Origin of the sequence: Pantoea allii, from assembly GCF_002307475.1 — a bacterium.
In the GTDB taxonomy this organism is placed as follows: domain Bacteria; phylum Pseudomonadota; class Gammaproteobacteria; order Enterobacterales; family Enterobacteriaceae; genus Pantoea; species Pantoea allii.
Genome location: NZ_NTMH01000031.1, coordinates 1 through 23,987 on the forward strand (window position 1 = coordinate 1; position 23,987 = coordinate 23,987).

22 protein-coding genes are annotated in these 23,987 nt (G+C 52.2%); 14 read left to right on the forward strand and 8 right to left on the reverse strand.

The window, feature by feature from the left end; all coding sequences use genetic code 11:
• Positions 1 to 287, forward strand: a 287-nt coding sequence (locus tag CMR03_RS10960; protein WP_141248562.1) for an Rpn family recombination-promoting nuclease/putative transposase, incomplete at its 5' end; no start/stop codon positions are given.
• Between the two features lie 369 nt (positions 288 to 656).
• Complete coding sequence (gene mqo / locus CMR03_RS10965) at positions 657 to 2,312, forward strand: malate dehydrogenase (quinone) (protein WP_096011544.1); 1,656 nt, start codon at positions 657 to 659, stop codon at positions 2,310 to 2,312.
• Between the two features lie 80 nt (positions 2,313 to 2,392).
• On the opposite strand, the gene CMR03_RS10970 is transcribed toward mqo, so the two are convergent.
• From CMR03_RS10970 to CMR03_RS10990, 5 genes are all read right to left on the reverse strand, one after another.
• Positions 2,393 to 2,680, reverse strand: coding sequence for a VF530 family protein (locus CMR03_RS10970; protein ID WP_063877050.1), 288 nt, complete (start codon positions 2,678 to 2,680; stop codon positions 2,393 to 2,395).
• 121 nt (positions 2,681 to 2,801) lie between these two features.
• On the reverse strand, positions 2,802 to 3,272 hold the full coding sequence (locus CMR03_RS10975; RefSeq protein ID WP_096011545.1) for a DUF1203 domain-containing protein: 471 nt from the start codon (positions 3,270 to 3,272) through the stop codon (positions 2,802 to 2,804).
• A 515-nt stretch (positions 3,273 to 3,787) separates the two neighbouring features.
• Positions 3,788 to 5,254 carry a pyridoxal phosphate-dependent decarboxylase family protein gene (locus CMR03_RS10980; RefSeq protein ID WP_096011546.1) on the reverse strand — a complete coding sequence of 489 codons (1,467 nt, stop codon included), beginning with the start codon at positions 5,252 to 5,254 and terminating at the stop codon, positions 3,788 to 3,790.
• Positions 5,255 to 5,268: 14 nt separating this feature from the next.
• Positions 5,269 to 6,651, reverse strand: a complete 1,383-nt coding sequence (locus CMR03_RS10985; RefSeq protein ID WP_063877053.1) for a diaminobutyrate--2-oxoglutarate transaminase — start codon at positions 6,649 to 6,651, stop codon at positions 5,269 to 5,271.
• 466 nt (positions 6,652 to 7,117) lie between these two features.
• Positions 7,118 to 7,702 (reverse strand): TetR/AcrR family transcriptional regulator, encoded by a 585-nt coding sequence (locus CMR03_RS10990; protein ID WP_096011547.1) that lies wholly within the window; start codon positions 7,700 to 7,702, stop codon positions 7,118 to 7,120.
• Positions 7,703 to 7,796: 94 nt separating this feature from the next.
• Here CMR03_RS10990 and CMR03_RS10995 point away from each other — a divergent pair, with 94 nt between their 5' ends.
• Positions 7,797 to 8,687: an ABC transporter six-transmembrane domain-containing protein gene (locus tag CMR03_RS10995; RefSeq protein WP_096011548.1), complete on the forward strand. Its 891-nt coding sequence runs from the start codon at positions 7,797 to 7,799 to the stop codon at positions 8,685 to 8,687.
• An 89-nt stretch (positions 8,688 to 8,776) separates the two neighbouring features.
• On the opposite strand, the gene lplA is transcribed toward CMR03_RS10995, so the two are convergent.
• A complete protein-coding gene (gene lplA / locus CMR03_RS11000; protein WP_096011549.1) occupies positions 8,777 to 9,793 on the reverse strand; it encodes a lipoate--protein ligase in 1,017 nt (338 codons plus the stop codon).
• 491 nt (positions 9,794 to 10,284) lie between these two features.
• Here lplA and CMR03_RS11010 point away from each other — a divergent pair, with 491 nt between their 5' ends.
• From CMR03_RS11010 to CMR03_RS11025, 4 genes are all read left to right on the forward strand, one after another.
• A complete protein-coding gene (locus tag CMR03_RS11010; protein ID WP_063877058.1) occupies positions 10,285 to 10,788 on the forward strand; it encodes a sugar dehydrogenase complex small subunit in 504 nt (167 codons plus the stop codon).
• Between the two features lie 24 nt (positions 10,789 to 10,812).
• Positions 10,813 to 12,417, forward strand: coding sequence for a GMC family oxidoreductase (locus tag CMR03_RS11015; protein WP_096011550.1), 1,605 nt, complete (start codon positions 10,813 to 10,815; stop codon positions 12,415 to 12,417).
• Positions 12,410 to 13,768 carry a c-type cytochrome gene (locus CMR03_RS11020; RefSeq protein ID WP_096011551.1) on the forward strand — a complete coding sequence of 453 codons (1,359 nt, stop codon included), beginning with the start codon at positions 12,410 to 12,412 and terminating at the stop codon, positions 13,766 to 13,768. The genes CMR03_RS11015 and CMR03_RS11020 overlap by 8 nt, the downstream gene beginning before the upstream one ends.
• A gap of 260 nt (positions 13,769 to 14,028) precedes the next feature.
• Positions 14,029 to 15,570 carry a sensor domain-containing diguanylate cyclase gene (locus CMR03_RS11025; protein WP_063877061.1) on the forward strand — a complete coding sequence of 514 codons (1,542 nt, stop codon included), beginning with the start codon at positions 14,029 to 14,031 and terminating at the stop codon, positions 15,568 to 15,570.
• Positions 15,571 to 15,628: 58 nt separating this feature from the next.
• Here CMR03_RS11025 and CMR03_RS11030 read toward each other — a convergent pair whose 3' ends face one another.
• Positions 15,629 to 16,369, reverse strand: coding sequence for a nitroreductase family protein (locus CMR03_RS11030; RefSeq protein WP_096011552.1), 741 nt, complete (start codon positions 16,367 to 16,369; stop codon positions 15,629 to 15,631).
• Positions 16,370 to 16,772: 403 nt separating this feature from the next.
• Here CMR03_RS11030 and CMR03_RS11035 point away from each other — a divergent pair, with 403 nt between their 5' ends.
• The 5 genes from CMR03_RS11035 to CMR03_RS11055 are packed head-to-tail and all read left to right on the forward strand — an operon-like array spanning position 16,773 to position 21,856.
• The gene (locus CMR03_RS11035) at positions 16,773 to 17,876 is read left to right on the forward strand and encodes an ABC transporter ATP-binding protein (RefSeq protein WP_096011553.1); all 1,104 of its coding nucleotides are present in this window, start codon (positions 16,773 to 16,775) and stop codon (positions 17,874 to 17,876) included.
• 25 nt (positions 17,877 to 17,901) lie between these two features.
• A complete protein-coding gene (locus CMR03_RS11040) occupies positions 17,902 to 19,179 on the forward strand; it encodes an ABC transporter substrate-binding protein (protein WP_096011554.1) in 1,278 nt (425 codons plus the stop codon).
• Between the two features lie 10 nt (positions 19,180 to 19,189).
• Positions 19,190 to 20,101 carry a carbohydrate ABC transporter permease gene (locus tag CMR03_RS11045; protein WP_096011657.1) on the forward strand — a complete coding sequence of 304 codons (912 nt, stop codon included), beginning with the start codon at positions 19,190 to 19,192 and terminating at the stop codon, positions 20,099 to 20,101.
• A complete protein-coding gene (locus tag CMR03_RS11050) occupies positions 20,098 to 20,916 on the forward strand; it encodes a carbohydrate ABC transporter permease (protein ID WP_096011555.1) in 819 nt (272 codons plus the stop codon). The genes CMR03_RS11045 and CMR03_RS11050 overlap by 4 nt, the downstream gene beginning before the upstream one ends.
• 10 nt (positions 20,917 to 20,926) lie before the next feature.
• Positions 20,927 to 21,856, forward strand: a complete 930-nt coding sequence (locus CMR03_RS11055) for a metallophosphoesterase (RefSeq protein ID WP_096011556.1) — start codon at positions 20,927 to 20,929, stop codon at positions 21,854 to 21,856.
• Between the two features lie 397 nt (positions 21,857 to 22,253).
• Here the strand turns inward: CMR03_RS11055 and CMR03_RS11060 are convergent, their stop codons facing one another.
• Positions 22,254 to 23,141 carry a LysR substrate-binding domain-containing protein gene (locus tag CMR03_RS11060; protein ID WP_096011557.1) on the reverse strand — a complete coding sequence of 296 codons (888 nt, stop codon included), beginning with the start codon at positions 23,139 to 23,141 and terminating at the stop codon, positions 22,254 to 22,256.
• 99 nt (positions 23,142 to 23,240) lie between these two features.
• On the opposite strand from CMR03_RS11060, the gene CMR03_RS11065 reads away from it, so the two are divergent.
• The gene (locus CMR03_RS11065; RefSeq protein ID WP_063877069.1) at positions 23,241 to 23,555 is read left to right on the forward strand and encodes a carboxymuconolactone decarboxylase family protein; all 315 of its coding nucleotides are present in this window, start codon (positions 23,241 to 23,243) and stop codon (positions 23,553 to 23,555) included.
• A 9-nt stretch (positions 23,556 to 23,564) separates the two neighbouring features.
• Complete coding sequence (locus CMR03_RS11070) at positions 23,565 to 23,972, forward strand: tautomerase family protein (protein ID WP_096011558.1); 408 nt, start codon at positions 23,565 to 23,567, stop codon at positions 23,970 to 23,972.
• Positions 23,973 to 23,987 lie beyond the last annotated feature (15 nt).

Below are 23,987 nucleotides of genomic sequence, written 5' to 3' on the forward strand. Positions count from 1 at the left end.
AGGCGGGCGAAACCGCCGATGCTGAGGCGTTGGTAAGAGAACTGGCACATCGCGTGCCGCAACACGGAGATGCACTGATGACCATTGCACAACAGCTTGAACAAAAAGGGATTGAAAAAGGCATGGAAAAAGGCATCCAGCTGGGTCGCGAAGAAGGTCGCTCTGAAGGGGAACGCGAAGCGACACTGAAAATTGCCCGCACAATGCTGCAAAGCGGCCTTGATCGTGAGACGGTAATGAAAATGACCGGGCTGAACGAAGACGACCTCGCGCTGATCCGTCACTAAGCGGTGCCCATAGCGGCAGGCTATTGCCAGACAACGTCAATAGCCTCGGCGTTTATTCGCAAACAGTTGTAAAAGCCCTTCAGGCTGCCTGCCAGGCTAATAGAGACGCAGAGTAAGGCCGGAGCTGCTCTTATTATTGTTTTTTAGCCTCACACAGAATATTTGTGTTAAGGCATTGAATATTGCGAAACGCCCGTTTATTGTGTGGTTAAAATATATCGATAACAAAGTTAACCTTTTGTAACTAAATTAACTGCACCATCCTGCCTTTTAATTTTTTAACTATTTTCATATTAACTACGCAATAACAATATTTTAAAATTTCGGGACTTTTTTTAACCAGTTCTCCACAAAAATCGTAGATCCCGAATGATTAAATCAACTAAATTTGTACCTGCATTGTCGCTTGCAGCGTTACTCGTTTCTTCAGTTACCCACGCTGAAAATTCACCAGAAAAAACAGATGTCCTGCTAATTGGCGGCGGTATCATGAGCGCCTCTCTGGGCACCCTGCTGGAAGAGCTGCAGCCTGGCTGGAAACAGATCATGGTTGAGAAGCTTGATGGTGTTGCGCTGGAATCCTCTAATGGCTGGAATAATGCCGGCACCGGCCACTCTGCCAACATGGAGCTGAACTACACGCCCGAGCGTGCAGACGGTTCTATCGACGTGACCAAAGCACTGGAAATCAATGAAGCATTCATGATTTCTCGCCAGTTCTGGAGTTCTCAGGTTAAAGATGGCGTGTTAAATAACCCGCGCTCGTTCATTAACTCAACGCCGCATATGAGCTTCGTCTGGGGTGATAACGTTGATTACCTGACCAAACGCTATGCTGCGCTGCAGAAAACCGTGCTGTTCCAGGGCATGAAATTCTCAACCGATCACAAGCAGATTGAACAGTGGGCACCGCTGGTCATGGAAGGGCGCGATCCACAACAAAAAGTGGCAGCAACCTGGACGCCAGTGGGAACCGATGTTAACTACGGTGAAATTACCCGTCAGTTAATTGGCAGCCTGAAGAAGAACGATAATTTCCGTCTGGAAACCTCTTCAGAAGTGACCGATTTCAAACGTAACGGTGATAATTCCTGGCACGTTACCATCAAAGACGCCAAAAACGGCGGCGAACGTACTGTCGACGCGAAATATGTGTTTATTGGTGCAGGTGGTGGTGCGCTTAAACTGCTGCAAAAAACCGGTATTCCGGAAGCCGACAACTATGCAGGTTTCCCGGTCGGGGGCTCTTTCCTGGTCACAGAGAACACTGCCATTGCCGATCGCCATTTAGCGAAAGTCTATGGCCAGGCGTCGGTAGGTGCACCACCGATGTCGGTTCCGCATCTGGATACCCGCTATCTTGATGGTAAACGTGTAGTGTTGTTTGGACCTTTTGCAACGTTCTCAACCAAGTTCCTGAAAAATGGTTCGCTGTTTGATTTACTGAGCACTACGACCACCAGCAACGTTATGCCGATGACGCACGTGGGCATGGATAACTTCGACCTGGTGAAATACCTGATCGGTCAGGTTATGCTGAGCGATGATGACCGTTTCGCCGCGCTGAAAGAGTACTATCCTGACGCGAAGAAAGAAGACTGGAAACTGATTCAGGCCGGTCAGCGCGTACAGATCATCAAGAAAGATGCGGAGAAAGGCGGCGTGCTGAAACTGGGTACGGAAATCGTGACCGATCAGCAGAAAACCGTTGCCGCCTTGTTGGGCGCATCGCCTGGCGCGTCGACCGCCGCGCCCATCGCGATCAATGTGATGCAGAAACTGTTCCCTGAACAATTCAAGTCAGCAGAATGGCAGGAAAAAATCCGTAAAATCGTTCCTGCCTATGGTCAGAAACTTAACGACAATCCTGCGCTCACGCAGCAGGTTTGGGATGAAACAGCAGCAACGCTGCAGCTGACCAAGCCACCGGTTATTCAGATGGGAAATCAGCCAACTGAAGCACCTGCCGCCAAAAGCGAAAAAGCACCTGCTCCAGCCTCGGCTAAGCACGATATGGCGCTGTAATGCTGTAATTGAGAAAAAACGAAGCCCGCGTCATTGATGACGCGGGCTTTTTTTACGTCTAAACAATGCGGTAAAAATTATCAGGTTTTATCGCCGCGCCAGTTAGCCCAGGGATCATCAGTGGCTGGGGGCGCAGAATCCGGCTCAGATTCACTCAATGAAGCCAGATAGAGCGCTTCCACTTCGGCACGCGCCCAGGGCGTTCGGCGCAAAAACTTCAGGCTGGACTTTACGCTGGGATCGCTTTTAAAACAGTTAATATTGATACGCTTGCTCAGTTCAGGCCAGCCATACTGTTCGACCAGGCTGTTGACCTGCATTTCAAGCGTAATGCCATGCAGGGGATCTTTAGAGGCGTGAACGTTCATCGTCTTTCCGCTTAATGCTGTCAAACCTTGATCCTGCGGGATGGCGTTGCATGGCGCAAGTGTTTACTGAACATAAACCCTGCTTGCCCTGGAGATCTGCTGCACGGATGCGGTAAAGAGGTTACGTAATGCGCTCAACCAGACAGGAATAACATCCCTGTTTTGCATTGTGCACCTGGATATAACAGACCGCCGGGTTGGCAAAAAAACGCATTATCATCTCGTCTGCGGCGCTTCCTTCACAGACGTCTGCTTGTGTCAGATAATCATGCGCATCAAAACCCCGTAACGAAAGCAGCCGGTGCGTCATGACCGCAGGTATTTCATCTGTGTAAATTCCCTGCTGGGTCCAGTTTTCCCAAAGATAGATCGCATGAGAACCAAAATAGGGCGTTTGGGCGGGCTGATAGAGATGATTAATCAGTAGCGCGGTTTCGCCTGCCGGGATATCGCGCAGGGAAATTCTGTCGGGATAGCCAGGATGACTATCGACCTTTTTTCTTATCACCCCATGTTGTTTTAAATAGCCTTCATCCTGTCCAAAAAGATGGATAAAGGGATCGGCTTTCAGGCCTGAGATTCGGTATTTCATTTCATCCTCCGCTAATTAACAGACGGACAGTATCCTTTGTTGGTCGGAAGTACTCGCTGTTTGCGGCCACAGAGATCGCTGCGTGAAGCCATTGGAGGATGACGTTTTTTCGCAGTGCTATAACGTCCTTCCTGCGTTAACAGAACTGTTTCAGGTGCGTTTCAGAGATGATTGACGTCAGCGATGGTCAGCATTGACCTGGCGCGTTTTTCCCGGTGGCAGGGCCTGGAAAGGAATACACAACATCGGCATCTTGCCGGCTCTTCGCTTTGAAAAAGACCGAGGGGAAGACGGTTTACCCTTCAGGACGTCCATGAGGGCTGCAATGAAGGATGAGCGTGTTGTCTCCAGAGCACACAGCAGACGACGCCACGGTTGTCAGCCAGTAAAATGGAACAGGTACCAGGGGAAATGCCACTTTAATATCGGCGACAGTTGGTAAGGCGATAATGGCAGTAGGCAGGTCTGGCAGAAAGCAACCGTCCGGTGACAGTGTCACCGGACGGTTATCGCACTTAGCGCAATGACTCGGCGGTCTTCTCCAGCAGCGTCAGCAGGACAGTAATATCCTCCAGCGTGACCGTTGGATTCAACAACGTCATTTTCAAACAGGTCACACCGTTGTGCTCGGTTACGCCAACGTTGGCGCGACCCGATTCCAGCAACGCATCACCAATACGCTGATTGAACAGGGCAACGTCTGCATCGCTCCAGCCCGTTAGCGGCTGTGGACGATAACGGAACAGCACGCTCGCCAGCTGTGGTTTCATTACCAACTCCAGCGCATCTTGCTGCTCAATAAACTGAGCGACCTGCTGTGCCAGGGTTACGCCATGATCGATGATCTCGGCATACTGTTTCTGGCCGAGGGCTTCCAGCCCCATCCACAGTTTCAACGCATCGAAACGGCGGGTGGTCTGCAACGATTTTGAGACCAGATTTGGCACGCCCTGCGCTTCATCAAACTCAGAGTTCAGGTACGCAGCCTGATAGCGCATCAACTCGTAGTGACGGGCTTCTTTTAACAGGAACGCCCCGCAGCTGATGGTCTGGAAAAACTGTTTGTGGAAGTCCAGCGTCACGGAATCCACCAGATCCAGGCCATCCAGGTAATGACGATATTTCTCTGACAGCAGCAGCGCGCCGCCCCAGGCCGCGTCAACGTGCACCCAGATTTGTTGTTCTGCGGCCAGTTTGACGATATCACGCAGCGGATCGATAGCACCGGCGTCGGTGGTGCCTGCCGTCGCGACAATGGCCAGCACCTGTTCGTTGTTGGCCCTGGCCTGTGCCAGTTTCTCCGACAGATCGGTCATGTCCATGCGTGCAAACGCATCGCATTTCACCAACGTCACGGACTGGTAGCCTAAGCCGAGCAGCGCCATGTTCTTTTGCACTGAGAAGTGGGCATTCTCTGAACAAAAGACTTTGATCTTTCTGAGATCGCCAGTCAGACCGTCCTGCTGTACAGAATGACCCTGGCGGGCAAAGAACGCGTCACGCGCCAGCATCAAACCCATCAGATTGCTCTGGGTTCCGCCGCTGGTGAACACGCCGGCATCGCCCGCCTGATAGCCAACCTGGGAACGCAGCCATTCGATCAGCTTCATTTCAATGAGGGTGGCAGAGGGTGCCTGATCCCACGAATCCATACTCTGGTTCGTGGCGTTAATCAGCACTTCAGCCGCCTGGCTAATCACCAGACTAGGGCAATGCAAATGCGCAACACACTGCGGATGATGCACCGACAGGCTGTCTTTCAGGAAATACTCAATCGCGCGTTCGATGGCGACCTGGTTGCCCAGGCCCTCTGGATTAAAGTCCAGCTTGATGCGTTCGCGCAGTTCTGCAACCGTTTTACCCTGATACATCTCAGGCTGTTCCAGCCACTTAACGACTGCCGCACTGCTTTGTGCGATAGCCTGCTGGTAAGCCTCAGTGCTTTGCACTGAGGACGCCAGAATTGGATTTGACCGTGACATCGACTTTACTCCACTCAAACTGCTTCGACGCCAGCGGCAAGCAGGGCGCTTTCAAATTTATCCAGGAAGACCTGCATTTCATCATGATTGATCAGCAGGGAAGGCAGCAGACGTAATACGCTGCCGTGGCGTCCACCGCGCTCAAGGATCAGGCCATTTTCAAAGCATTTCTTCTGAATGAGAGCGGATAAATCACCATCAGCCGGGTAGCAGCCCATATGATCCTGCGCGTCGTTTGGCTTGACCATTTCAATACCGAGCATCAGGCCAAGACCACGCACGTTACCGATGGCCGGATAGCGTTGCTGCAGTTCGCCAAGTTTGCCTTTCAGCCACTCACCTTTTTCCGCGACGCTGTCAGCGATATTGTTTTCTTTCAGCAGCTTCAGCGTTGTCAGGCCCGTCGCCATCGCCAGCTGGTTGCCACGGAACGTGCCGGTATGATGGCCCGGTGACCAGGCATCAAACTGCTTTTTGATCCCCAGCACGGCTAACGGTAAACCGCCGCCTACCGCTTTTGACATCACGATAATATCGGGCTCAATGCCGGCATGCTCAAACGCGAAGAATTTACCGGTACGGGCAAATCCTGCCTGAACTTCATCCAGAATCAGCAGGATACCGTGCTCCTGCGTCACTTTACGGATGCGTTGCAGCCATTCAGCCGGTGCCGGATTCACGCCGCCTTCACCTTGAACCGCTTCGAGAATCACAGCAGCAGGTTTACGGACACCACTTTCAACATCGTTGATCAGGTTTTCGAAGTAGTAGGTCAGGGCTTTCACACCGGCGTCACCACCAATGCCCAGCGGGCAGCGGTACAGATGCGGGTAAGGCATAAACTGGACTTCTGGCATCATGCCATTGACGGCTTCTTTAGGTGACAGGTTGCCGGTAACAGCCAGTGCACCATGCGTCATGCCGTGATAACCGCCGGAGAAGCTGATCACACCTGAACGGCCGGTGTGTTTCTTCGCCAGCTTGAGCGCCGCTTCGACCGCATCCGCGCCGGAAGGCCCGGTGAATTGCAGGCAATATTCTTTGCCCTGACCCGGTAACAGGGAGAGCAGATATTCTGAGAACGCATCTTTTAATGGCGTGGTCAGATCCAGAGTATGTAACGGCAAGCCGCTGGTAATGACATTTTGGATGCTTTGCAGTACGTCAGGGTGATTATGACCTAACGCAAGCGTTCCGGCACCGGCAAGACAGTCAAGATACTGTTTGTTCTCGACGTCTGTGATCCAGACACCATTAGCTTTCGCAATCGCTAACGGTAATTTACGCGGATAACTTCGAACATTTGATTCAAACTCGGCCTGGCGGGCCAGATAAGTCTCATTGTTACCGTTTAATGTATTCGCATTCAAACTATCAATACGGACTTTATCCGTCATCATATCTCTCCTACAACCGGGCGTGGCATCACGCTGCAGTTGGATAAGTGAATAAAATTTAGAGCTGGTGTTAAAAACGCGGCCAATATAGGGTTTTTTAACACAGGACTCAATGATTAATTTTATAAGGATTTGTGGATGTATTTACTTTATAAACCAGCGACTTAGCCCGAAAAGGGAAGCGAGGTAAACCGCTTATGTTAAAATGAGTAAACAATAAAGCGCCTAAAAACACCTGCTTACCGCATTCCCGTGAGAATCTGCCAGCGAAAAATAAAGTGTGTTAGCAAGCATTTCAGGACAGATAAGCGATAAAATTTGAGATTAATCAACCAACAAAATGTAAAACGCACGCCATCTGAATGACACACTAAAAAGCTAAGAATGAATATTCGTATAACTTCTATTTAACATTCCATTAAAGCCAATACGCGAGAAAAAGACGCTTTGCGTCCTTCCCGCTCCGTTAACGCATAAATTGTATAAAGTGATTAATGTCGGCCATGACCTGCTCAATTTTTTCTGGCGAAGATTTAATGCTCAACATATCAGCATAGCCATTAAGCATGGCATTGAGTTGGCGCGCGCTGCGCGCGACATCATCCGTATGAAAACAACCCTGTGCAACGCCAGCACGAATAATGTCACAGAGCAACGCATCCCAGCCCGCCGTAATCTTGTCGGCTAAGTCTGCATAATCGGCGTTATGTGCCGCCATCTGCCAGAAAGAAGCATAGAGCCGCCAGACCGAATCTGAAGTATCAGGTATATGGCCTTCAATCATACAGTGTAGTTGCTGCTCAGGTTCCAGGCCGGCCAGTTCAGCGGTAAATTCCTCTAACTCGCGCTGCATGAAGTGTTCCAGCGCGGTTAAGGTAAGCGTGTGCCAGTCAGGGAAATAGTGATAAATATGGCTACGCGATATACCCAGCGATTCCGTTAATTCCCGCGTCGTGGCTTTCTCAATGCCTTTTTCGATAAAAAGCGCGACGGCGCCTGTGAGGATTTTTTCTTTCAAGGTTTCCCCAGATGTTGCCATTGGTGCTTTCATCATCACTCCCGAATTGACTTTGAGCAAACGCTCAAATACGATGCGCTGGTACTTGAGCATTCGCTCAATTCTAACCGTTTAAGAAAAGAAAATCATGTGTTCTACCCGAACGACACCACCGGATCTCGCACCACCAAACGCTATTGCGACCTTAAAGAGGTTAGGTCGACGTCACAATAAAAAGCTCGCGCTCACTCTGCTTTTAGTCGTGGCAGAAAACGTCACCTACCTGCTTTATCCGCTATTAGCCGGGTTTGCCATAAACGCCATTGTCACCGGGCAGGCGCTCTATGCTGTGCTCTATGCGGTCATGGTATTTACGATGTGGGTCATCGGAGCCGCAAGACGCAGCGTCGATACCCGCACCTTCGCCCGTATTTATGCCGAACTGGCGGTGCCGGTTATCGTGGCGCAGCGTCACGAAAAGCATAATGCGTCAACGGTTGCCGCTCGTGTGACGTTGTCACGTGAGTTTGTGGACTTTTTCGAACTTCATCTGCCCATGCTGATCACTTCTCTGGCATCGATCAGCGGCGCAGCCATCATGCTGCTGGTGATTGAATTCTGGACCGGCGTGGGCTGTGTGATCATTTTGTTGGTTCTTGCCTGTTTTTTACCCGGCTTCTCACGCAAGAATGAGGCGTTGTTTGGTCGTCTGAATAACCGGCTTGAAAAAGAGGTGAGTCTGGTGACGATGGCGCAGGCACCCACACTGGCGAAGCACTACGCTGTGCTGGCGCGATTACGTATTGGACTCTCCGATCGTGAGGCGCTGGGTTTTTTGACCATCGGTACGGCTGCGGCGCTGCTGTTTGCCTTTACGATCCTCGCCATGACCCGAAAAGGGATTGGTGATGCAGGACATATCTATTCCGTGATGACCTATCTGTGGATGTTCGCAATGAGCCTGGATGACGGGCCGCGCCTGCTTGAAAAATACTCGCAACTCAAAGATATAGGTCAGCGCGTGAATACAGGAAGCTAAGCGCGAAAGGGGCAACGGCACGGCAGTAACGTCGCCTGTCGTTGCCCACATGCTGGCGGGCTTTGGCAAAGGCAGCCGCGCATCACCTGTTAACTGACGCTTGCCACCAGCCATGGCGTCAGTTCGTCCAGTTCATGCTGCTGCAGTGGGTATTCCGCTTTTAACGCTTCAATGTGCTGCGCCATCACATCAGGTTGATAGGCTGCACCCTGTAAGCGTGAGGCCAGCATTTCCAGAGGCGCAGGATTCAGGCTGTCACTGAAAATCTGGCAGCGGCTAATCGTGCCGCGCTCAACGTCAAAATGGATTTCCACACCGCCCCAGACGAAACGATTATCCAGTACGTGTGAAAAGTCCGGCGCCTGACCAAAATTCCATTCCCAACTGCTTTGCCGGGCAAACTGTTGTTCAAAGCCGGGCAGGTCGGGCAGCCGGTCGGGTGAGATGTGCTCGGGTTTACAACGCGTGGCAAAATGTTCAAAACAGGCTTCAGTGATAGCGTGGCAGATATGTTCGTAGCGAATATCGGGAACCAGGGTTTGCAGATTGGTTACGCGTGCACGTACCGAGGCGATCCCTTTAGCCTGTAATTTTTTGCTATCCGGATTGAGATAATTTGCCAGGCGTGACAGATCGGCATTCATCAGGATTGTGCCATGATGGAAGCCACGATCGGGGGTTTCACGATAAGCCGAACCGGAAATTTTGCGCACGCCTTCATCCGTATCGATCACCAGGTCGTTGCGTCCGGACGCCTGGGCATTCACGCCCAGCTTTGCCAGTGCCTGCAGGATGATGGCGGTTGAGACACTTTTGTCATACTCGGGTTTGCCCGCCATAAATGTAAAGCAGCAGTTTCCCAGGTCATGGAATACCGCTCCGCCCCCGCTGCTGCGCCGCGCCAGTTTGATGCCATCCTCTGCCATTCGACGCGTATTACACTCTTTCCACGGGTTTTGCGCCCGACCAATCACCACGGTTTCTGCATTTCGCCACAAAAACAGTACCCGCTGGCTCGCCGGCATCTGGCGAAAAATACACTCCTCCACCGCCAGGTTGAACCAGGGATCGTTCGATTCTGATAACAGTAAACGCAAAGGGGGCATTATCAACTCCGTTTCCTTGAGAAATTCTGCCGCTACAGTAGGACAGAAGAGCAGTTTACTTCAGCCAGCCCCAGAGGCAATTGCCTTAGGACAGGCTGACGGCTAAGCGGAGATCGTGATGCCGTGCAGCATGGCCGGTCCTGCGGGTGAGTTCCGCTTTGTATCAAATTTGTTTAATATCGATTTAATATATTTATAACCCAAACAACTATCAGGTTTATCCTCTGCAGATTGTTATGATTTGGTTAATTACCAGTGGATTATTAAAAAAGAGACGTCCATGATTCGCAGGCATGGAGAGAATCGGATGACGTGATTCTGCAACCTCAGTTGATTTTCTCTTACGCGCAGGTTCAGGCGCGAACGCGTCAGGCTTTCGCTCTTAACCCAGGCGGCGACATGTCTGACATCATGGGCACTACCCTCATCATAACCCGTATTCCGCAGACTGATTTGCTGCCAGCGACAGGCGGCTTTTACTGGAAGATATCATGAATCACTATTCACGCCGACGCGTGCTGAAGATGGTCGGACTGGTGGCTGTGACCAGCGCCGCCGGACATCTGCTCCCCCTGGCCCGCCTTAATGCCGCACAACCGGACGCCCAGGCAGATGAGCTGGACGTTTTCATGCAGGTTTCTCAGCAACTCACACAGCGGGATGAGCTTAACGAAACCGTGGGCAGTGCGCTCTATGACACCTTAAGCCAGACGCAAAAGAATTTCTCGGCTGCACTGGTACATTTAAGTAACCTGCTGACGCGTCAGACCGATCTGTTGCAACAGGAACGTTTGCAGTTTGCCGAGAGCGATGCGGGCTGTGCGAAGCTGGCGGGCGCCATTCTTAGCGGTTGGTACACCGGGGTGGTGGGGAAAGGTAAAAATGCGCGATACATCACCTACATCAATACCCTTGCGAATCAGGTCGTCAATGACAAACTGGTTCCGCCGAGCTTCTCATATGGCGTCTGTGGCAGTTGGGCGAGTCAACCGTGATCCTTTTTAAGAGTAATGTCATCAATGAAGAAGAATGAGTCGGCTGATGTCGTCGTGATTGGCGCGGGCGTGAATGGCGCATTACTGGCTACCCGATTGGCTAAAGCCGGTAAAACCGTTGTATTACTTGAGTCCGGGCCGAAAGTCGGCCGGGATGAGCTGGTCGAGCGCTTCCGTAGCTCCGCCTTTAAGTCTGACTTTATGTCCCCTTATCCCTTTTCGCCCATGGCGCCGCAGCCGCGATATACACCTGAACCCAACGACTATCTGCAGCAATTAGGCCCGCAGGCGTTTAATGCACAGTACATCCGCATCTTTGGTGGCACCAGCTGGCACTGGGCTGCCCAACTGTGGCGCTTTGTGCCCAATGATTTCCAGCAATACACACGTTATGGCGTGGGAAAAGACTGGCCGATTGGCTATCAGGATCTGGAACCCTATTACTATGAGGCTGAAGTTATCGCTGGTGTCGGGGGATCGCCGGATAACGGATCGCCACGTAGCAAGCCTTTCCCGATGGAGCGCGTACCGGCGTCATGGCTACAGCAGCGTGTAACGGCACGGCTCGCGCCAGATTTCACCGTGCTGGATGACAGCACGGGGCGCAACAGCCGTAGTTATGATGGTCGACCAGCCTGCTGCGGCAACAATAACTGTATGCCGTTGTGCCCGATCGATGCCCAGTATCATGGCGGGCTGGCCGCCCAGCAGGCAGAAGACAGCGGCGTCCAGGTCATTACCGAGGCGGTGGTTTATCAGCTTGAACACGATGGGCAGGGCAGGATTGTTGCCGCGAACTATTATGACTGGAATAAAACCAGCCATCGCATCACGGCACAGACATTTGTCCTCGCGGCCAACGCGATTGAAACGCCGAAGCTGTTACTGATGTCCACCAGCGATAAATTTCCGCAGGGAATTGCCAATGCCCGGGATACTGTCGGGCGTCATCTCTGCGATCATCCCGCGATTGGCGTCACCTTCGACGTAGATGAGGAGATCTGGCCGGGACGTGGCCCTGTCAGCCCGTGCTCGATTGGTCAGTTCAGAGACGGCGAATTCCGCCGCGAACATGCGCCATTCCGTCTGGATATCTCCAATGCCTCGCAGGTGGCGGCGGTGACAAAAGAAGTGCTGGAAGAGGGATACTTTGGTAAAAAACTCCAGGAGCAAGTCCGTTTCCGTGCGGCACGCCGTCTTAGCATTAAAAATGCGCTGGAGCAGCTCCCCAATCCTGACAATCGCGTGACCTTAAGCCGCAATAAAGATGCATTGGGATTACCCACACCTGCGTTGTTCTGGGATGTGGATGACTATGTGCAGAAAGGCACAGAAAAAACGCGTGAGTGCTATGACGCGATAGCGGCCAAGCTTGGCGCAACCAATATCCAGCACAGCAAAAGCGGCAAATTCTCCAATCGCCAACATATCACCGGCACCCTGTCGATGGGGCACGATCCCGCCACCAGCGTAACTGATGCCTGGGGACGGGCGCACGATCATGAAAACCTGTTCATGGTTGGTACCGGCGTGATGCCAACGGTTGGTACCTGTAATGTTACGCTCACCGCCATGGCGCTTGCGCTGCGCACCGCTGACAAGATTTTGCAGGAGACACAGCATGGGTAAGCGATTAAATCGGTTACTGCCTTTAGTGGTGCTCATGCTCACTGCAACCCAGGGCAGTGCGCAGGCAGAAAGCCAGACTGACCTTATAAAACGGGGTGAATACCTTGCTGTCGCCGGGGATTGTGCCGCCTGCCACACAGATGAAGGCAAGGCACCTTTTAGCGGCGGACATGCCATTGGTAGCCCGTTAGGGATCATTTTCAGCACCAATATTACGCCATCAAAAACGGCCGGCATAGGTGACTACAGCGAGAAACAGTTTGCCGATGCGCTACGCAGGGGCATGCGTGCCGATGGCAGCCATCTTTATCCCGCCATGCCTTACACCGCTTATGCCAAAGTGAGCGACAGCGATGTTTCGGCGCTTTATGCTTACTTTATGCATGGCGTCAAAGCCGTTGACACACAGCCGGAAAAAACCGCGCTGCCTTTTCCGTTCAACCTGCGTTTTAGTATGGCTGCATGGAATGTACTGTTCCTCGATACCAAACCCTTCAGGCCCGATCCCAGCCAGTCAGCAGAATGGAACCGTGGCGCTTATCTGGTCGAAGGATTAACCCACTGCAGCACCTGCCATACGCCGCGGAATTTTTTGATGGCGGAGCAACAGAGCAAATCGCTACAGGGTGCTTCTTTGGGAACCTGGTTTGCGCCGGATATCACGGCGAATACCTTACAGAGTGACGATCAGTGGTCACGAGAATCGCTGGCTGCCTACCTGGCGAGCGGTCACGCCGATAACGGGGCGACCGCAGCGGGGCCGATGCTTGAAGCCATCGATAAAAGCTTTTCCAGGATGACGCCGGAAGACCGGAACGCGATTGCGACCTATCTGATGCCTGTCGCCGAGCAGGAAGACAGCGATGCCGACACCGAGTCAGATGTACAGGAACCGGCCAGCGGACTCACACCAGTAACCGGTGATGATACGCCAGATATGTTATCGGACATGACGGATGGCGAGCGTGTTTACCGCAATAATTGTGCCTCGTGCCATAACCTGGAAGGACAGGGCTTAACAGGATTCCCCGCTCTGACTAAACATCCGGTATTAGAGAAACCTACGGCGGATAACGTTGCGATGGCTGTGCTTGGCGGTGTCTGGCCAGCGAAGGGGCAGGGTATGATTGGCTTTGCCCATACGCTGGATGATACGCAAATTGCTGACGTCACCAATTATGTTATGCAGGATATCGGTAACAGTGCGGTGCGCATTACCCCGGACCGGGTGAAATCACTGCGTCAGGGCGGCGAGCCATCACTACTCTTGCCGCTAGCCCGCGCAGGCATAGCGGTGGCTGTGCTGGCGGTCGTACTGCTGCTGTTTTGGTGGTGGCGTCGCCGACGCTAGTCGCTTTTTCTCCACGTCCCCGTGGACGTGGAGAATCGCCGTGACATCGGTGTGGTCCCCGGATAAGACCCGGCTGCTTATTACGGCAGTCAGCTACATGCCTTCTGAACACATTTCTGACCGCGCGCAACGCTATACTGAAGCCTCTCCTTTACTCTAAACTGAAAACAGCTGATATAAGTATTCCGTCAGGATGTGATTGATAACACGCTGTTTCTGATATTTTGCATTATCCCGTAGCGAGAGAATGGTAAACCGGCATGGAATTACGTCGAAAAAAAGATGTTGCAATGATGCGCATTTCGCCGCTGCTCAGAAGTATTACCCTGGCGGGGAGTTTATTAACGATTGGCGTGATTGTTGTTAATGTCTGGACGCTTCACCTGGACTGGCAAAGGACGGTTCGATTAGCTGAAGAGCGCGCGATCGATCTTTCTCTGGCACAGGCGCGTCAGGCAGAAGACACGTTTCTCCAGACAGAACTGTCACTGCGTGAAGTCCAGCGAGAAATTGAGTCCCAGACTGAGACCGGCGTGGATGTTTCAGCAATCAATAACATCATGCGCACCTTACAGAGCCGTCTGCCTCAGATGGATGGCATCTTTTATTACGACGCGCAGGGTAAATGGATAGCCAGTTCCTTAACGCAGACACCTTCAGCAAATAACGCCGATCGGGAATATTTTGCCTACCATCGCAATAATCCCCGTAACAGCGTGCACGTCGGGCCCGCTTTACGTAGCCGCAGTTCGGAACGCTACGTGATCCCTGTTTCTTTGCGCGTCAGCGATAACTACGGTGATTTCCGTGGTGTACTTCTTGCCACGGTGAGTGTCGATTACTTTCGCCATTATTATGATTATTTTGTCATTGGCCCCAAGGATTTACTGGCGCTGATGCTGGCAGACAGCACTGTGCTTTATGCTCGCCCTTTGCCAGACAGCTACATTGGTAAAAACCTCTCATCCAGCCCGCTTTTCCATCAGTTACTCGAAAATTCACAGCGCGGTAGTGGTCAGTGGAAGGCTGAAGTTGACGGTATAACGCGCATTTTTGGCTTCGCTAGCTCAAGCCGTTATCCTTTCGTCGTTGCCGCCGGCTTTGATAAACAAGGGCTTTTCGTGCACTGGGCTGAAAGCAGGGTGCAGGGAGTGGTACTGAGTCTGGTGTTACTGATGGCGATCATCCTGCTGTGGATGTTAATGCGGCATGAAGCCCGGCGCAGTTTACGCTACCAAATTGAATTAACCCATCTCAGGGATGAACTCACCGCCGCCAACCACTCGCTGGAAAATCTGGCGAACGCCGATGGGCTAACGGGACTGGCCAACCGTCGTTATTTTGACCACTTTCTGAAAAAAAGCCTGTTGCACGGACGCAGTAGCGGAGGACCGGTATCGTTGATACTTTTCGATATCGATTATTTCAAACGCTACAACGATACCTACGGTCACGTTGCAGGTGACGCCTGTTTACAACAGGTGGGCCGTGTGCTGAAAACGTTCGCCCAGCGTCGGACCGATATTGCTGCCCGTTATGGCGGTGAAGAATTTGCCATCGTGCTAGCCGATACTCGCGCCGAGGATGCATTAAGGATGGCGTTGAGTGTGGTTGAGGCGGTCAGAGCGTTAGCTATACCGCATACTTCTACGGGGCTGGAGACGGGGTGCGTAACGTTAAGCGCCGGCGTGGCGTCTTCGGCGTCCGGGGAAGGACCGGAAAGCGCAGGATTATTGATTAAACGCGCGGATGAAGCGCTCTATCGTGTCAAACACCAGGGACGAAACGGGGCCAGCATCTAGCTCACGTCGAGCCGATCTGGCAGGGAAACCGCCCGGGCATTGCCCGGGCGGGTAAAGATTATTTGTCGCTACCGAATCCCTGCTTGTGTAGCGCTGGCAGGACGTTGGGGAAATAGATGTGCTGGTAATATCCGCTCACGCTGTCGCTCCAGCTTTCGCCGTCCGCACGCCCGGTTGCTTGCCAGTGCTGAACCATTTCAGCATTGTAAGCCGCGATTTGCTGCTCCAGACCTTCGGTGTGATAGCTTTCTTCGTGACGGAAGGTTTGCATCGGCAGGCGTGGTTTTTGAAATGCGGGTTGATCGACATACCCAATCACCACGCCCGCCACCGGGAACGTATATTCTGGCAAATTAAGCAGTGAGATCATCGCGTCAGGATCGCGGCGAATCCCCCCAATGGGCACGATGCCTAAGCCTTCTGCCCGGGCCGCGGCCATGATACTTCCCAGCGCAATGCCGACATCGGTAGCACCAGAAACAATACTCTCAATACTTTCCTGAGCAACCTGCTCTTTGCCTACTGCCGCCATTGCCATACGGGATTTATGCATGTCGAGCACCAGGGTAATAAACACCGGGGCCTTAGCAATCCACGGCTGTCCACCGGCAATCTGGGAGATCGCCTGACGTTTCCCGGCATCCCGCGTGACGACCAGTGAAACCTGCTGTGAATTAACAGAAGTCGGCGCGCGATAGGCGGTGCTGATGATGCGATCCAGGATGGCATCGTCGACGGGTTTGTCGGTAAAGCTGCGTTCACTTTTATGGCTGGTAAACAGGTTAATAATATCGCTCATCGTTGCTCCAAAACGTTAACCTAAAATTCAGTTGCCTGAGGATAACAAATTTATGTCTGCCACTCTTTAACCGCACTGGCCTTAACCTGTCGATTAATAACAAATTTAACGGACAGGCAACCTGGAGACGTTAAGCATGACTAATGTGCCTGAGATAACACCCGGTTTGCGTTTTTACCACTCTGGCGAGTGGCACGCTGGCGGGAAGGGTGCGGCAGGCCTCGCCACCACACGGGAAAGGCGGATACCTGTCTGAAGGGATAAACAGGGTACGGGCAACTGATGAAGGATAAGCCTGGATGATTAAAAGCAGGCTTATCATTTTTCTGTCATTTTTCAGCCATAAATCGTTCATTTTTCTCCGCTAGCTTACTGCAATTCTCATTTGCAAAGCGGCGCATGTATGAGCCATTTGGCGCTTCATAACATCACCAAACGCTGGGGCGAGAAAATCGCGCTGGATAATATCAATTTTGACGCCGCAGAAGGGACGTTTGTTGCACTGTTGGGCCCTTCAGGCTGCGGTAAATCGACCTTACTCCGCACCATTGCCGGGCTGGAGACGGCCGACAACGGATCGGTCAGTTTTAACCATCTGGATATCACCCACTTACCGCCCTCCCAGCGCAAGCTTTCCATGGTGTTTCAGTCGTATGCGTTATTTCCTCATCTGAGCGTCAAAGAGAATTTGTTGTTCGGTTTAAAAGCCCGCGGCGAGGATAAACTCACGTTTGCCGATCGTCTGCGTCAGGTCAGTAAGCTGATGGAACTTGAGACGTTGCTGGATCGCTTACCGTCCCAACTGTCCGGTGGTCAACAACAGCGGGTGGCGTTAGGCCGTGCCGTTATCGCTAACAATACGCTGTGCCTGATGGATGAACCCCTTTCTAACCTTGATGCCAAACTGCGCCAAAGCATGCGTCGTGAAATTCGTGCCTTACAGAAAAAACTGGGGCTGACGATGCTCTACGTGACGCACGATCAGACAGAAGCGATGAGCATGGCCGACAGCATCATCTTGCTGAATGAGGGGCGAATTGAGCAGCATGACACGCCAGATAACCTCTATAACAATCCAGCCAGTGTGTTTGCGGCACAGTTTATAGGCGCACCGCCCATGAATATCTTACCGCTGACCTTTGACCACATGAATCACTACCTGAGCCCGCTTACGCAGCCCGTCGTTGAAGGTTTTAGCAATGGCGCGCTCAGTCTTGGGATTAGGGCAGAAGATATCCAGCTCATTAACGCCGATGGCGCGGCGCTGACGGCCAACGTCGTGAGTTATGAATATATGGGGGCGGACACCTTATTACAGTGCCAGATTGCTCACAGCCATGCGTCGTTAACCGTCACGGTCCCGGGAATGAAACGGTTTATCGAGGGAAGCCAGACCGGGCTGCAATGGCCTGCCGATAAGCAATACCTGTTTTCAACTGATAGCGGTAAACGCTGTTTGCACGCTGAGCAGCTGATGTCTGTGTCATCCAAAAAATATGCGGTTTAACGGTCTTTTTACCTAAGGGAAAATCATGTCTGCCATTCGTCTGTCACATCTGCTTCCTGCATTGCTTATCGCAACGAGCGCGTCGGTATTTGCCGCCGATCCGGTTAAGTTGCAGATGTACTATCCCATCGCGGTGGGCGGAGAAATCAGCCACACCGTCGAAGCACTGGTCGCTGATTTCGAAAAAATTCATCCTGAAGTCAGTATTCAGCCGGTATATACCGGTGACTACGCCACGACGGTGACCAAAGCGTTGACTGCGTTTCGCGGCGGTAATGCACCGCAAATGGCGGTCATTGGTGATATCGAAGCCTATTCACTGATGGACGCGGGTGCCATTGTGGCGGCCAGCGACCTGGCAAAGGACGATGACGGTAAAAAATGGATCGACAGCTTCTATCCTGCTTTTTTGCGTCATATCAACGGTAAAGTGTGGGGCATTCCTTTTCAGCGCTCGACGGTGGTGCTGTACTGGAATAAGCAGGCGTTTGAAAAAGCGGGTCTGGATGCGGATACACCGCCGGCGAACTGGCAGCAGGTGGTGGACTTTGGTAAAAAACTGGTCGTGAAAGACGGTGATAACGTCAGCCAGTGGGGCATTGAAATCCCGACTACGCCCAATGGCTACTGGGTGTTTCAGGGGTTTGCTGCGACAAACGGCGCGCATCTTGATAACGGCAAGGGCACCGCCGTCTATTTTAATACACCTAAAAATAGTGAAACGCTGCAATGGCTGGCCGATTTAGGCCAGAAAGAAGGCGTTTCACCGAAAGGCGCTATCGCCTGGGGCACGACGCCGCAGGATTTTCTCAGTGGCAAAACTGCGATGATGGTGACGACCACCGGGAACCTGAGTGTCGTGCGCAAAAATGCCAAATTCCCGTTTGGCATCGCAATGCTTCCTGAAAAAACCCAGCGCGGTAGCCCAACCGGCGGCGGAAATCTCTACGTCTTCAAAAATGCATCGGCAGCGCAGCAGAAAGCGGCAATGGAATTTATCCGTTGGGTCACCGCCCCTGAACAGGCCGCTCGCTGGAGTATTGCCACCGGCTACGTGGCGACCTCTCCCGCCGCATGGGAAACACCGGCAATGAAAGCTTATGTGAAACAGGTACCCCAGGCGCTGGTGGCTCGTGAGCAACTCAAATATGCCCAGCCAGAACTGTCGACCTACAACAGCGTACAAATTCAGGAGGCGCTGAACCACGCCATTGAAGCCGCCATTACCCAGGCTAAAACACCAGCAGAAGCTCTGGAAGCGGCGCAGAAACAGGCCGATCGTTTGCTGAAGGCTTACCAGTAACACTATGGCGATGCGCATTCTTACACCGGCAGCGTCAGCCTCTCGCTCTGGTGGCGGGTCATTACAGCTGTGTGGCTATCTGCTGATTTTACCGGCACTGGTTTTTTTGCTGCTCTTTACCCACTATCCTGCACTGGCGACGGTGTGGGAAAGTCTGTTCAGCGTCTCACGTAATGGTCATCCGGCCCAGTTTGTTGGGCTGGATAACTATGCTGCGCTGCTGGATGACGATGTGTTTATCCGCTCGTTGTGGAATAACCTGCTGTATGCCCTGATCACTATTCCGCTGGCGGTCACGCTGGCTTTACTGATGGCGCTGGCCGTTAACCGGCGGCTGGCAGGGAATGCGATGGTTCGTGCGGCGTTTTTTATTCCTTCTCTGCTGCCAATGATTGCCATTGCCAACCTGTGGCTGTTTTTTTACACGCCGCAGCTTGGCCTGCTGAACAAGCTGCTGGCGCTGTTTTCCTTTGCCCCCATTAACTGGCTCGGGGAGCCAGGCACCTCGCTGTGGTGTCTGATGGCGGTCTCCGTCTGGCGTGAAGCCGGATTCTTTATGATCTTCTATCTGGCCGCTCTGCAGCAGATTGATCCGCGACTGAGTGAAGCGGCACAAATTGAAGGTGCATCTCACGGGTACTTCTTCCGACGCGTCCAGTGGCCATTACTGATGCCGACCACGTTATTTGTGCTAATCAACGCATCAATGAACGCATTTCGCATTGTCGATCAGGTGATTGCCATGACCAATGGCGGCCCGGACAACAGCAGCAGCCTGTTACTGTTTTACATCTACCGCACCGCATTCAGTTACTGGGATTTACCGGCAGCGGCGGCAATGACCGTGGTGTTACTGCTGATTTTAGCGGCCATTGCTGTGGTTAAGTTTAGGTTACTGGACAAGCGAGCCCATTATCAATGAAGCCTCAATGTGCTGTTGGTCGCCTGTGCCTGAATGCCGTTATCTGGCTGACGGCGGTGCTATGGTTACTTCCCATCCTGGTCGCGCTGTGGGTGGCGATACATCCGGCGGCAGAGCAGGGGAGCTTTACGCTCTTTGCTCCCCTGACGCTGCAGAATTTTATTGACGCCTGGCACGCTGCGCCCTTTGCCCGCTACTTTCTCAACACCATTTTGCTGGTGTTAATGATCGTCGTATGTCAGCTGGTGCTGGCCACCATGGCGGCTTACCCTTTGGTGCGTTTTCGCCTGAAGTATTCGGGGGTTTTATTTGCGCTTATCCTGTTACAGCTGATGATCAGCCCCGATGTGTTGATCCTCAACAATTACAAAACGATTGGCGCGCTCGGGTTGCGCGATACCTTGACTGGCATTGCCTTACCCTATTTCGCCTCGGCCTTTGCCATCTTCCTGCTGCGCCAGACGTTTAAAAGCATTCCTGTGGTACTGGAAGAAGCGGCTGTCGTGGAAGGTGCCAGCCGGTTTTATATTTTACGTAAAATTTATATCCCGCTGGCCAGGCCGATTTATATCGCCTTTGCACTGGTTTCTGTTAGCTTCCACTGGAATGATTTTCTCTGGCCACTGGTGATTACCGATTCTGTTAAGGTGCGGCCATTAACGGTCGGGCTGCAGTTATTTTCTTCGCCGGAGCAGGGCGTTCAGTGGGCGCTTATTGGGGCGGCGACGATCATGACAACGCTGCCGTTACTGCTGCTGTTTCTGATTTTCCAGCGCCAGTTTATCCAGTCGTTTATGCGTGCTGGCATACGTTAAGGTGTCCCGCATGTTAATGCCTCACTCGCTTAGTCTGCCACAACGCGCATTACTGGCGGAAGTCGCTCAGCTTTATCAACCGCCGTCGCTGCGGACGGTGGCGGCAGGGGATAACAGGGTTCGTTTTGGTCTGATTGCCGATCCGCAATATGCGGATATCGAGCCGGATATCGACAATAATCTCTATTATCGCAACGGACTACAAAAGCTACAGCGGGCCATCGGGGTGCTTAACGCGCAGCCGCTCGATTTTGTTGTCACGCTGGGCGATCTGGTCGATCGCGACTGGCAAAGCTATGCGGCGGTGCTGCCTGTGTATCAAGGCTTACAGCATCCTCATGCCGTGGTGCTGGGTAATCACGATGCGCAGACTATAGCCGCACGGCTTGAGGGAAAGCTTCCCTTACCTAAGAGCTATTACGCCTTCCGTTTCAACGGATGGCGTTTCATTGTCTACGATGGCAACGATATCAGTGTTTACTGCAATGCACTCAACGGCACAGACCGTGAACAGGCCGCGGCGTTGCTGGCCCGACTCCAGCGCCAGCAGCAGCCCCAGGCACAGCCCTGGAATGGCGCAGTGGGTAAACAGCAACTGGACTGGATTGAGCAGCAGTTACAGGCCGCCCAACAGTGCGGGGAAAGCGTCGTGGTATTGGGGCATTATCCTCTGGCACCCGAGAATACACATATGTTGATGAATGCCGGAGAGTTGGTGGATTTATTCACTCGCTATCGGGTACGCGCCTGTTTTGCCGGGCACGATCATCGTGGCGGCTATGCACGTATCGGGCACACCGAGTTTTTCACTATGAAAGGAATGCTGAATGGTCCGTCAGATGCGCCCTTTGCGCGGGTGGAAATAGACGATAACACACTCAGGTTACATGGCTTTGAGGGAGAGGTAAGCCACTGCTCAAGGACATTAAATCGCGTTTAATCAACACCATTCCTAATCAGACCTCTTTTCCCCTCTTTTTAAAGATGATTTAGTTACATCATACTGTAGGTGAAATCATTAAGGTGCCCGAATCAGGCGCAGAGCGGCGGGTAAGTTAAAGCGTAATGGCGACTTAGAGAATGAAGGCGCTTAGTTGAAACGGCGAACCCTGTTAAGCCAGCGTGCGCTAACGCTCCGCTTAACCGTTCATCGATCGATTAAATGAATGTGGTGTCATTCAGACCCTGGCTATATATTTTCCGCCTGGCTCATCGTGCTATCAGCGGCTGGTGGGACAGAGATACGTTGTCGCGCTGAAATATTGTCTCTTGTTTTCATACTCACCAGGACAGCATGAATATTTATAACGGAGAGTAAAAAATAACGCCTTAATCTGTCAGTGCGCCTGAGCACCGGGAAAGTGTACTTTTATCATCTGACAGAGTGAAGCTGCTGCTGCGGATACATTTTTTTCTGCGTAATGCAGCGTGACGCCAATGCTTCCTGCATCAGGCAATTTTTGCCCGGTAATAATCCCTAACGATGACGGCATGCCTGTTTCAGTGCGTAGCGTAATGCCCAGCCCCGCTGCGGCCGCCGCCCATATACCGCTCAGGCTTCTGCTGGTAAACGCAATACGCCACGGGATATTCATGCTGTCCAGTGCGGCTGTCGCTGCGCTACGCATCATACAGGGTGCATCAAAAACCAGTAACGGCAACGGTCGGTTCTGCAAGAAAAATGTGCCGATATCCAGATCCTTTGCGCCTATCCAGCATAGCGGTAACGTGCCAAGCGACTGGCTATAAGCACTGCTCTCTTTACCCTGCCAACTCAGTGCGATATCGAGTTCGTTTTGGCGAATAGCTTCTAACAGAGGTTTATTACGGGTGAACGTTGCTGATATCTGCACATCGGGATGCGTACGTGAAAATTGTCCAAGAATGGTGGGAAGGAGTGACTCTCCAAAGTCTTCCTGCAAACCCAGACGTAGCTCGCCACGGATACCAACGGCCTTAACGGCTGCATAAGCTTCATCGTTCAAACTCATGAGCCTGCGCGCGTAAGCAAGCATAATTTCACCCTGGGCTGTAAGAACCAGATGTCGCCCTGACTTTTGCACCAGCGCTGCACCTGCCTGTTGTTCGAGCTTTTTAAGTTGGGCGCTCACGGCCGATGTTGAACGACCTAAGCGTTCAGCGGCGGAAGCAAAGCTACCCAGCTCAATGCCGGTCACAAAAGTGCGTAAGGTTTCCGCATCGAACGTAACGGGTCTTTTAGCCATTATCTGTCCTGTTTTTTGGGATTAAGTGTCCCATTATTTCTGATTTTATAAATTATTGAGGCGTTTTATCTTTTTACCACATCCACCAGAGGAAGATAAATGAACGCTATAAAGGTGACCCGAGAAAACATGGCTGAACTTGCCCCAAAGCTGGCATTGCTCAGTGAAGAGGTGTTGTTTGGCGATATCTGGCAGCGGGAAGCGCTTTCCCCGCGGGACAGAAGTTTAGTGACGGTCAGTGCACTTATTGCGCTGTCTCGACATGAGCAACTGGACTGGCATCTTCAGTTCGCGCGGAAGAATGGTGTTTCTGATGAGGAAATAACAGAAGTGATAACGCATCTTGCCTTTTATTGCGGATGGCCAAATGCCGTTTCTGCGTTGACCGTCTTCAAAAATGCACAGCCTGAGTAAGGAGCCTGTATGCCTGTCACTCGTATCGCTATCTCAACACCGCGTTTTCAGCAGTGGCGAGAGGCTGTTTCTGATGCTTTACAGCAGTCACTTGAAGCGTCGTTTGCCGTACCACGCGGTGACTGCTTTCAGTTTTTTGATTGTTATGACGATCGTAGCCGCATTTTTGATCGACACTATCTGTGTGACGGGGAAGCGGGCCGTAGCGATGACTTCCTTATGTTTACTGTTACCGCCGGTAAAGCGCGCAGCACTCAACAAAAGCAGGCTTTTTATCGCGATCTGATCGGGCGTCTTGAACAAGCGATTGGCATAAACCCCCGCGATGTCATGGTCATTATTCATTTCACACAATCTGAAGACTGGTCTTTCAGTCATGGGAAAATGTTTAGCCTGACGGCTATTCCACACGCTTAAGGAGAAAAGTATGCT

Bases quoted from the DNA above. Each gene is read 5' to 3' on its own strand.
- mqo (WP_096011544.1), top strand. From the start codon at position 657: ATGATTAAATCAACTAAATTTGTACCTGCATTGTCGCTTGCAGCGTTA.
- CMR03_RS10970 (WP_063877050.1), bottom strand. From the start codon at position 2,680: ATGAACGTTCACGCCTCTAAAGATCCCCTGCATGGCATTACGCTTGAA.
- CMR03_RS10975 (WP_096011545.1), bottom strand. From the start codon at position 3,272: ATGAAATACCGAATCTCAGGCCTGAAAGCCGATCCCTTTATCCATCTT.
- CMR03_RS10980 (WP_096011546.1), bottom strand. From the start codon at position 5,254: ATGTCACGGTCAAATCCAATTCTGGCGTCCTCAGTGCAAAGCACTGAG.
- CMR03_RS10985 (WP_063877053.1), bottom strand. From the start codon at position 6,651: ATGACGGATAAAGTCCGTATTGATAGTTTGAATGCGAATACATTAAAC.
- CMR03_RS10990 (WP_096011547.1), bottom strand. From the start codon at position 7,702: ATGAAAGCACCAATGGCAACATCTGGGGAAACCTTGAAAGAAAAAATC.
- CMR03_RS10995 (WP_096011548.1), top strand. From the start codon at position 7,797: ATGTGTTCTACCCGAACGACACCACCGGATCTCGCACCACCAAACGCT.
- lplA (WP_096011549.1), bottom strand. From the start codon at position 9,793: ATGCCCCCTTTGCGTTTACTGTTATCAGAATCGAACGATCCCTGGTTC.
- CMR03_RS11010 (WP_063877058.1), top strand. From the start codon at position 10,285: ATGAATCACTATTCACGCCGACGCGTGCTGAAGATGGTCGGACTGGTG.
- CMR03_RS11015 (WP_096011550.1), top strand. From the start codon at position 10,813: ATGAAGAAGAATGAGTCGGCTGATGTCGTCGTGATTGGCGCGGGCGTG.
- CMR03_RS11020 (WP_096011551.1), top strand. From the start codon at position 12,410: ATGGGTAAGCGATTAAATCGGTTACTGCCTTTAGTGGTGCTCATGCTC.
- CMR03_RS11025 (WP_063877061.1), top strand. From the start codon at position 14,029: ATGGAATTACGTCGAAAAAAAGATGTTGCAATGATGCGCATTTCGCCG.
- CMR03_RS11030 (WP_096011552.1), bottom strand. From the start codon at position 16,369: ATGAGCGATATTATTAACCTGTTTACCAGCCATAAAAGTGAACGCAGC.
- CMR03_RS11035 (WP_096011553.1), top strand. From the start codon at position 16,773: ATGAGCCATTTGGCGCTTCATAACATCACCAAACGCTGGGGCGAGAAA.
- CMR03_RS11040 (WP_096011554.1), top strand. From the start codon at position 17,902: ATGTCTGCCATTCGTCTGTCACATCTGCTTCCTGCATTGCTTATCGCA.
- CMR03_RS11045 (WP_096011657.1), top strand. From the start codon at position 19,190: ATGCGCATTCTTACACCGGCAGCGTCAGCCTCTCGCTCTGGTGGCGGG.
- CMR03_RS11050 (WP_096011555.1), top strand. From the start codon at position 20,098: ATGAAGCCTCAATGTGCTGTTGGTCGCCTGTGCCTGAATGCCGTTATC.
- CMR03_RS11055 (WP_096011556.1), top strand. From the start codon at position 20,927: ATGTTAATGCCTCACTCGCTTAGTCTGCCACAACGCGCATTACTGGCG.
- CMR03_RS11060 (WP_096011557.1), bottom strand. From the start codon at position 23,141: ATGGCTAAAAGACCCGTTACGTTCGATGCGGAAACCTTACGCACTTTT.
- CMR03_RS11065 (WP_063877069.1), top strand. From the start codon at position 23,241: ATGAACGCTATAAAGGTGACCCGAGAAAACATGGCTGAACTTGCCCCA.
- CMR03_RS11070 (WP_096011558.1), top strand. From the start codon at position 23,565: ATGCCTGTCACTCGTATCGCTATCTCAACACCGCGTTTTCAGCAGTGG.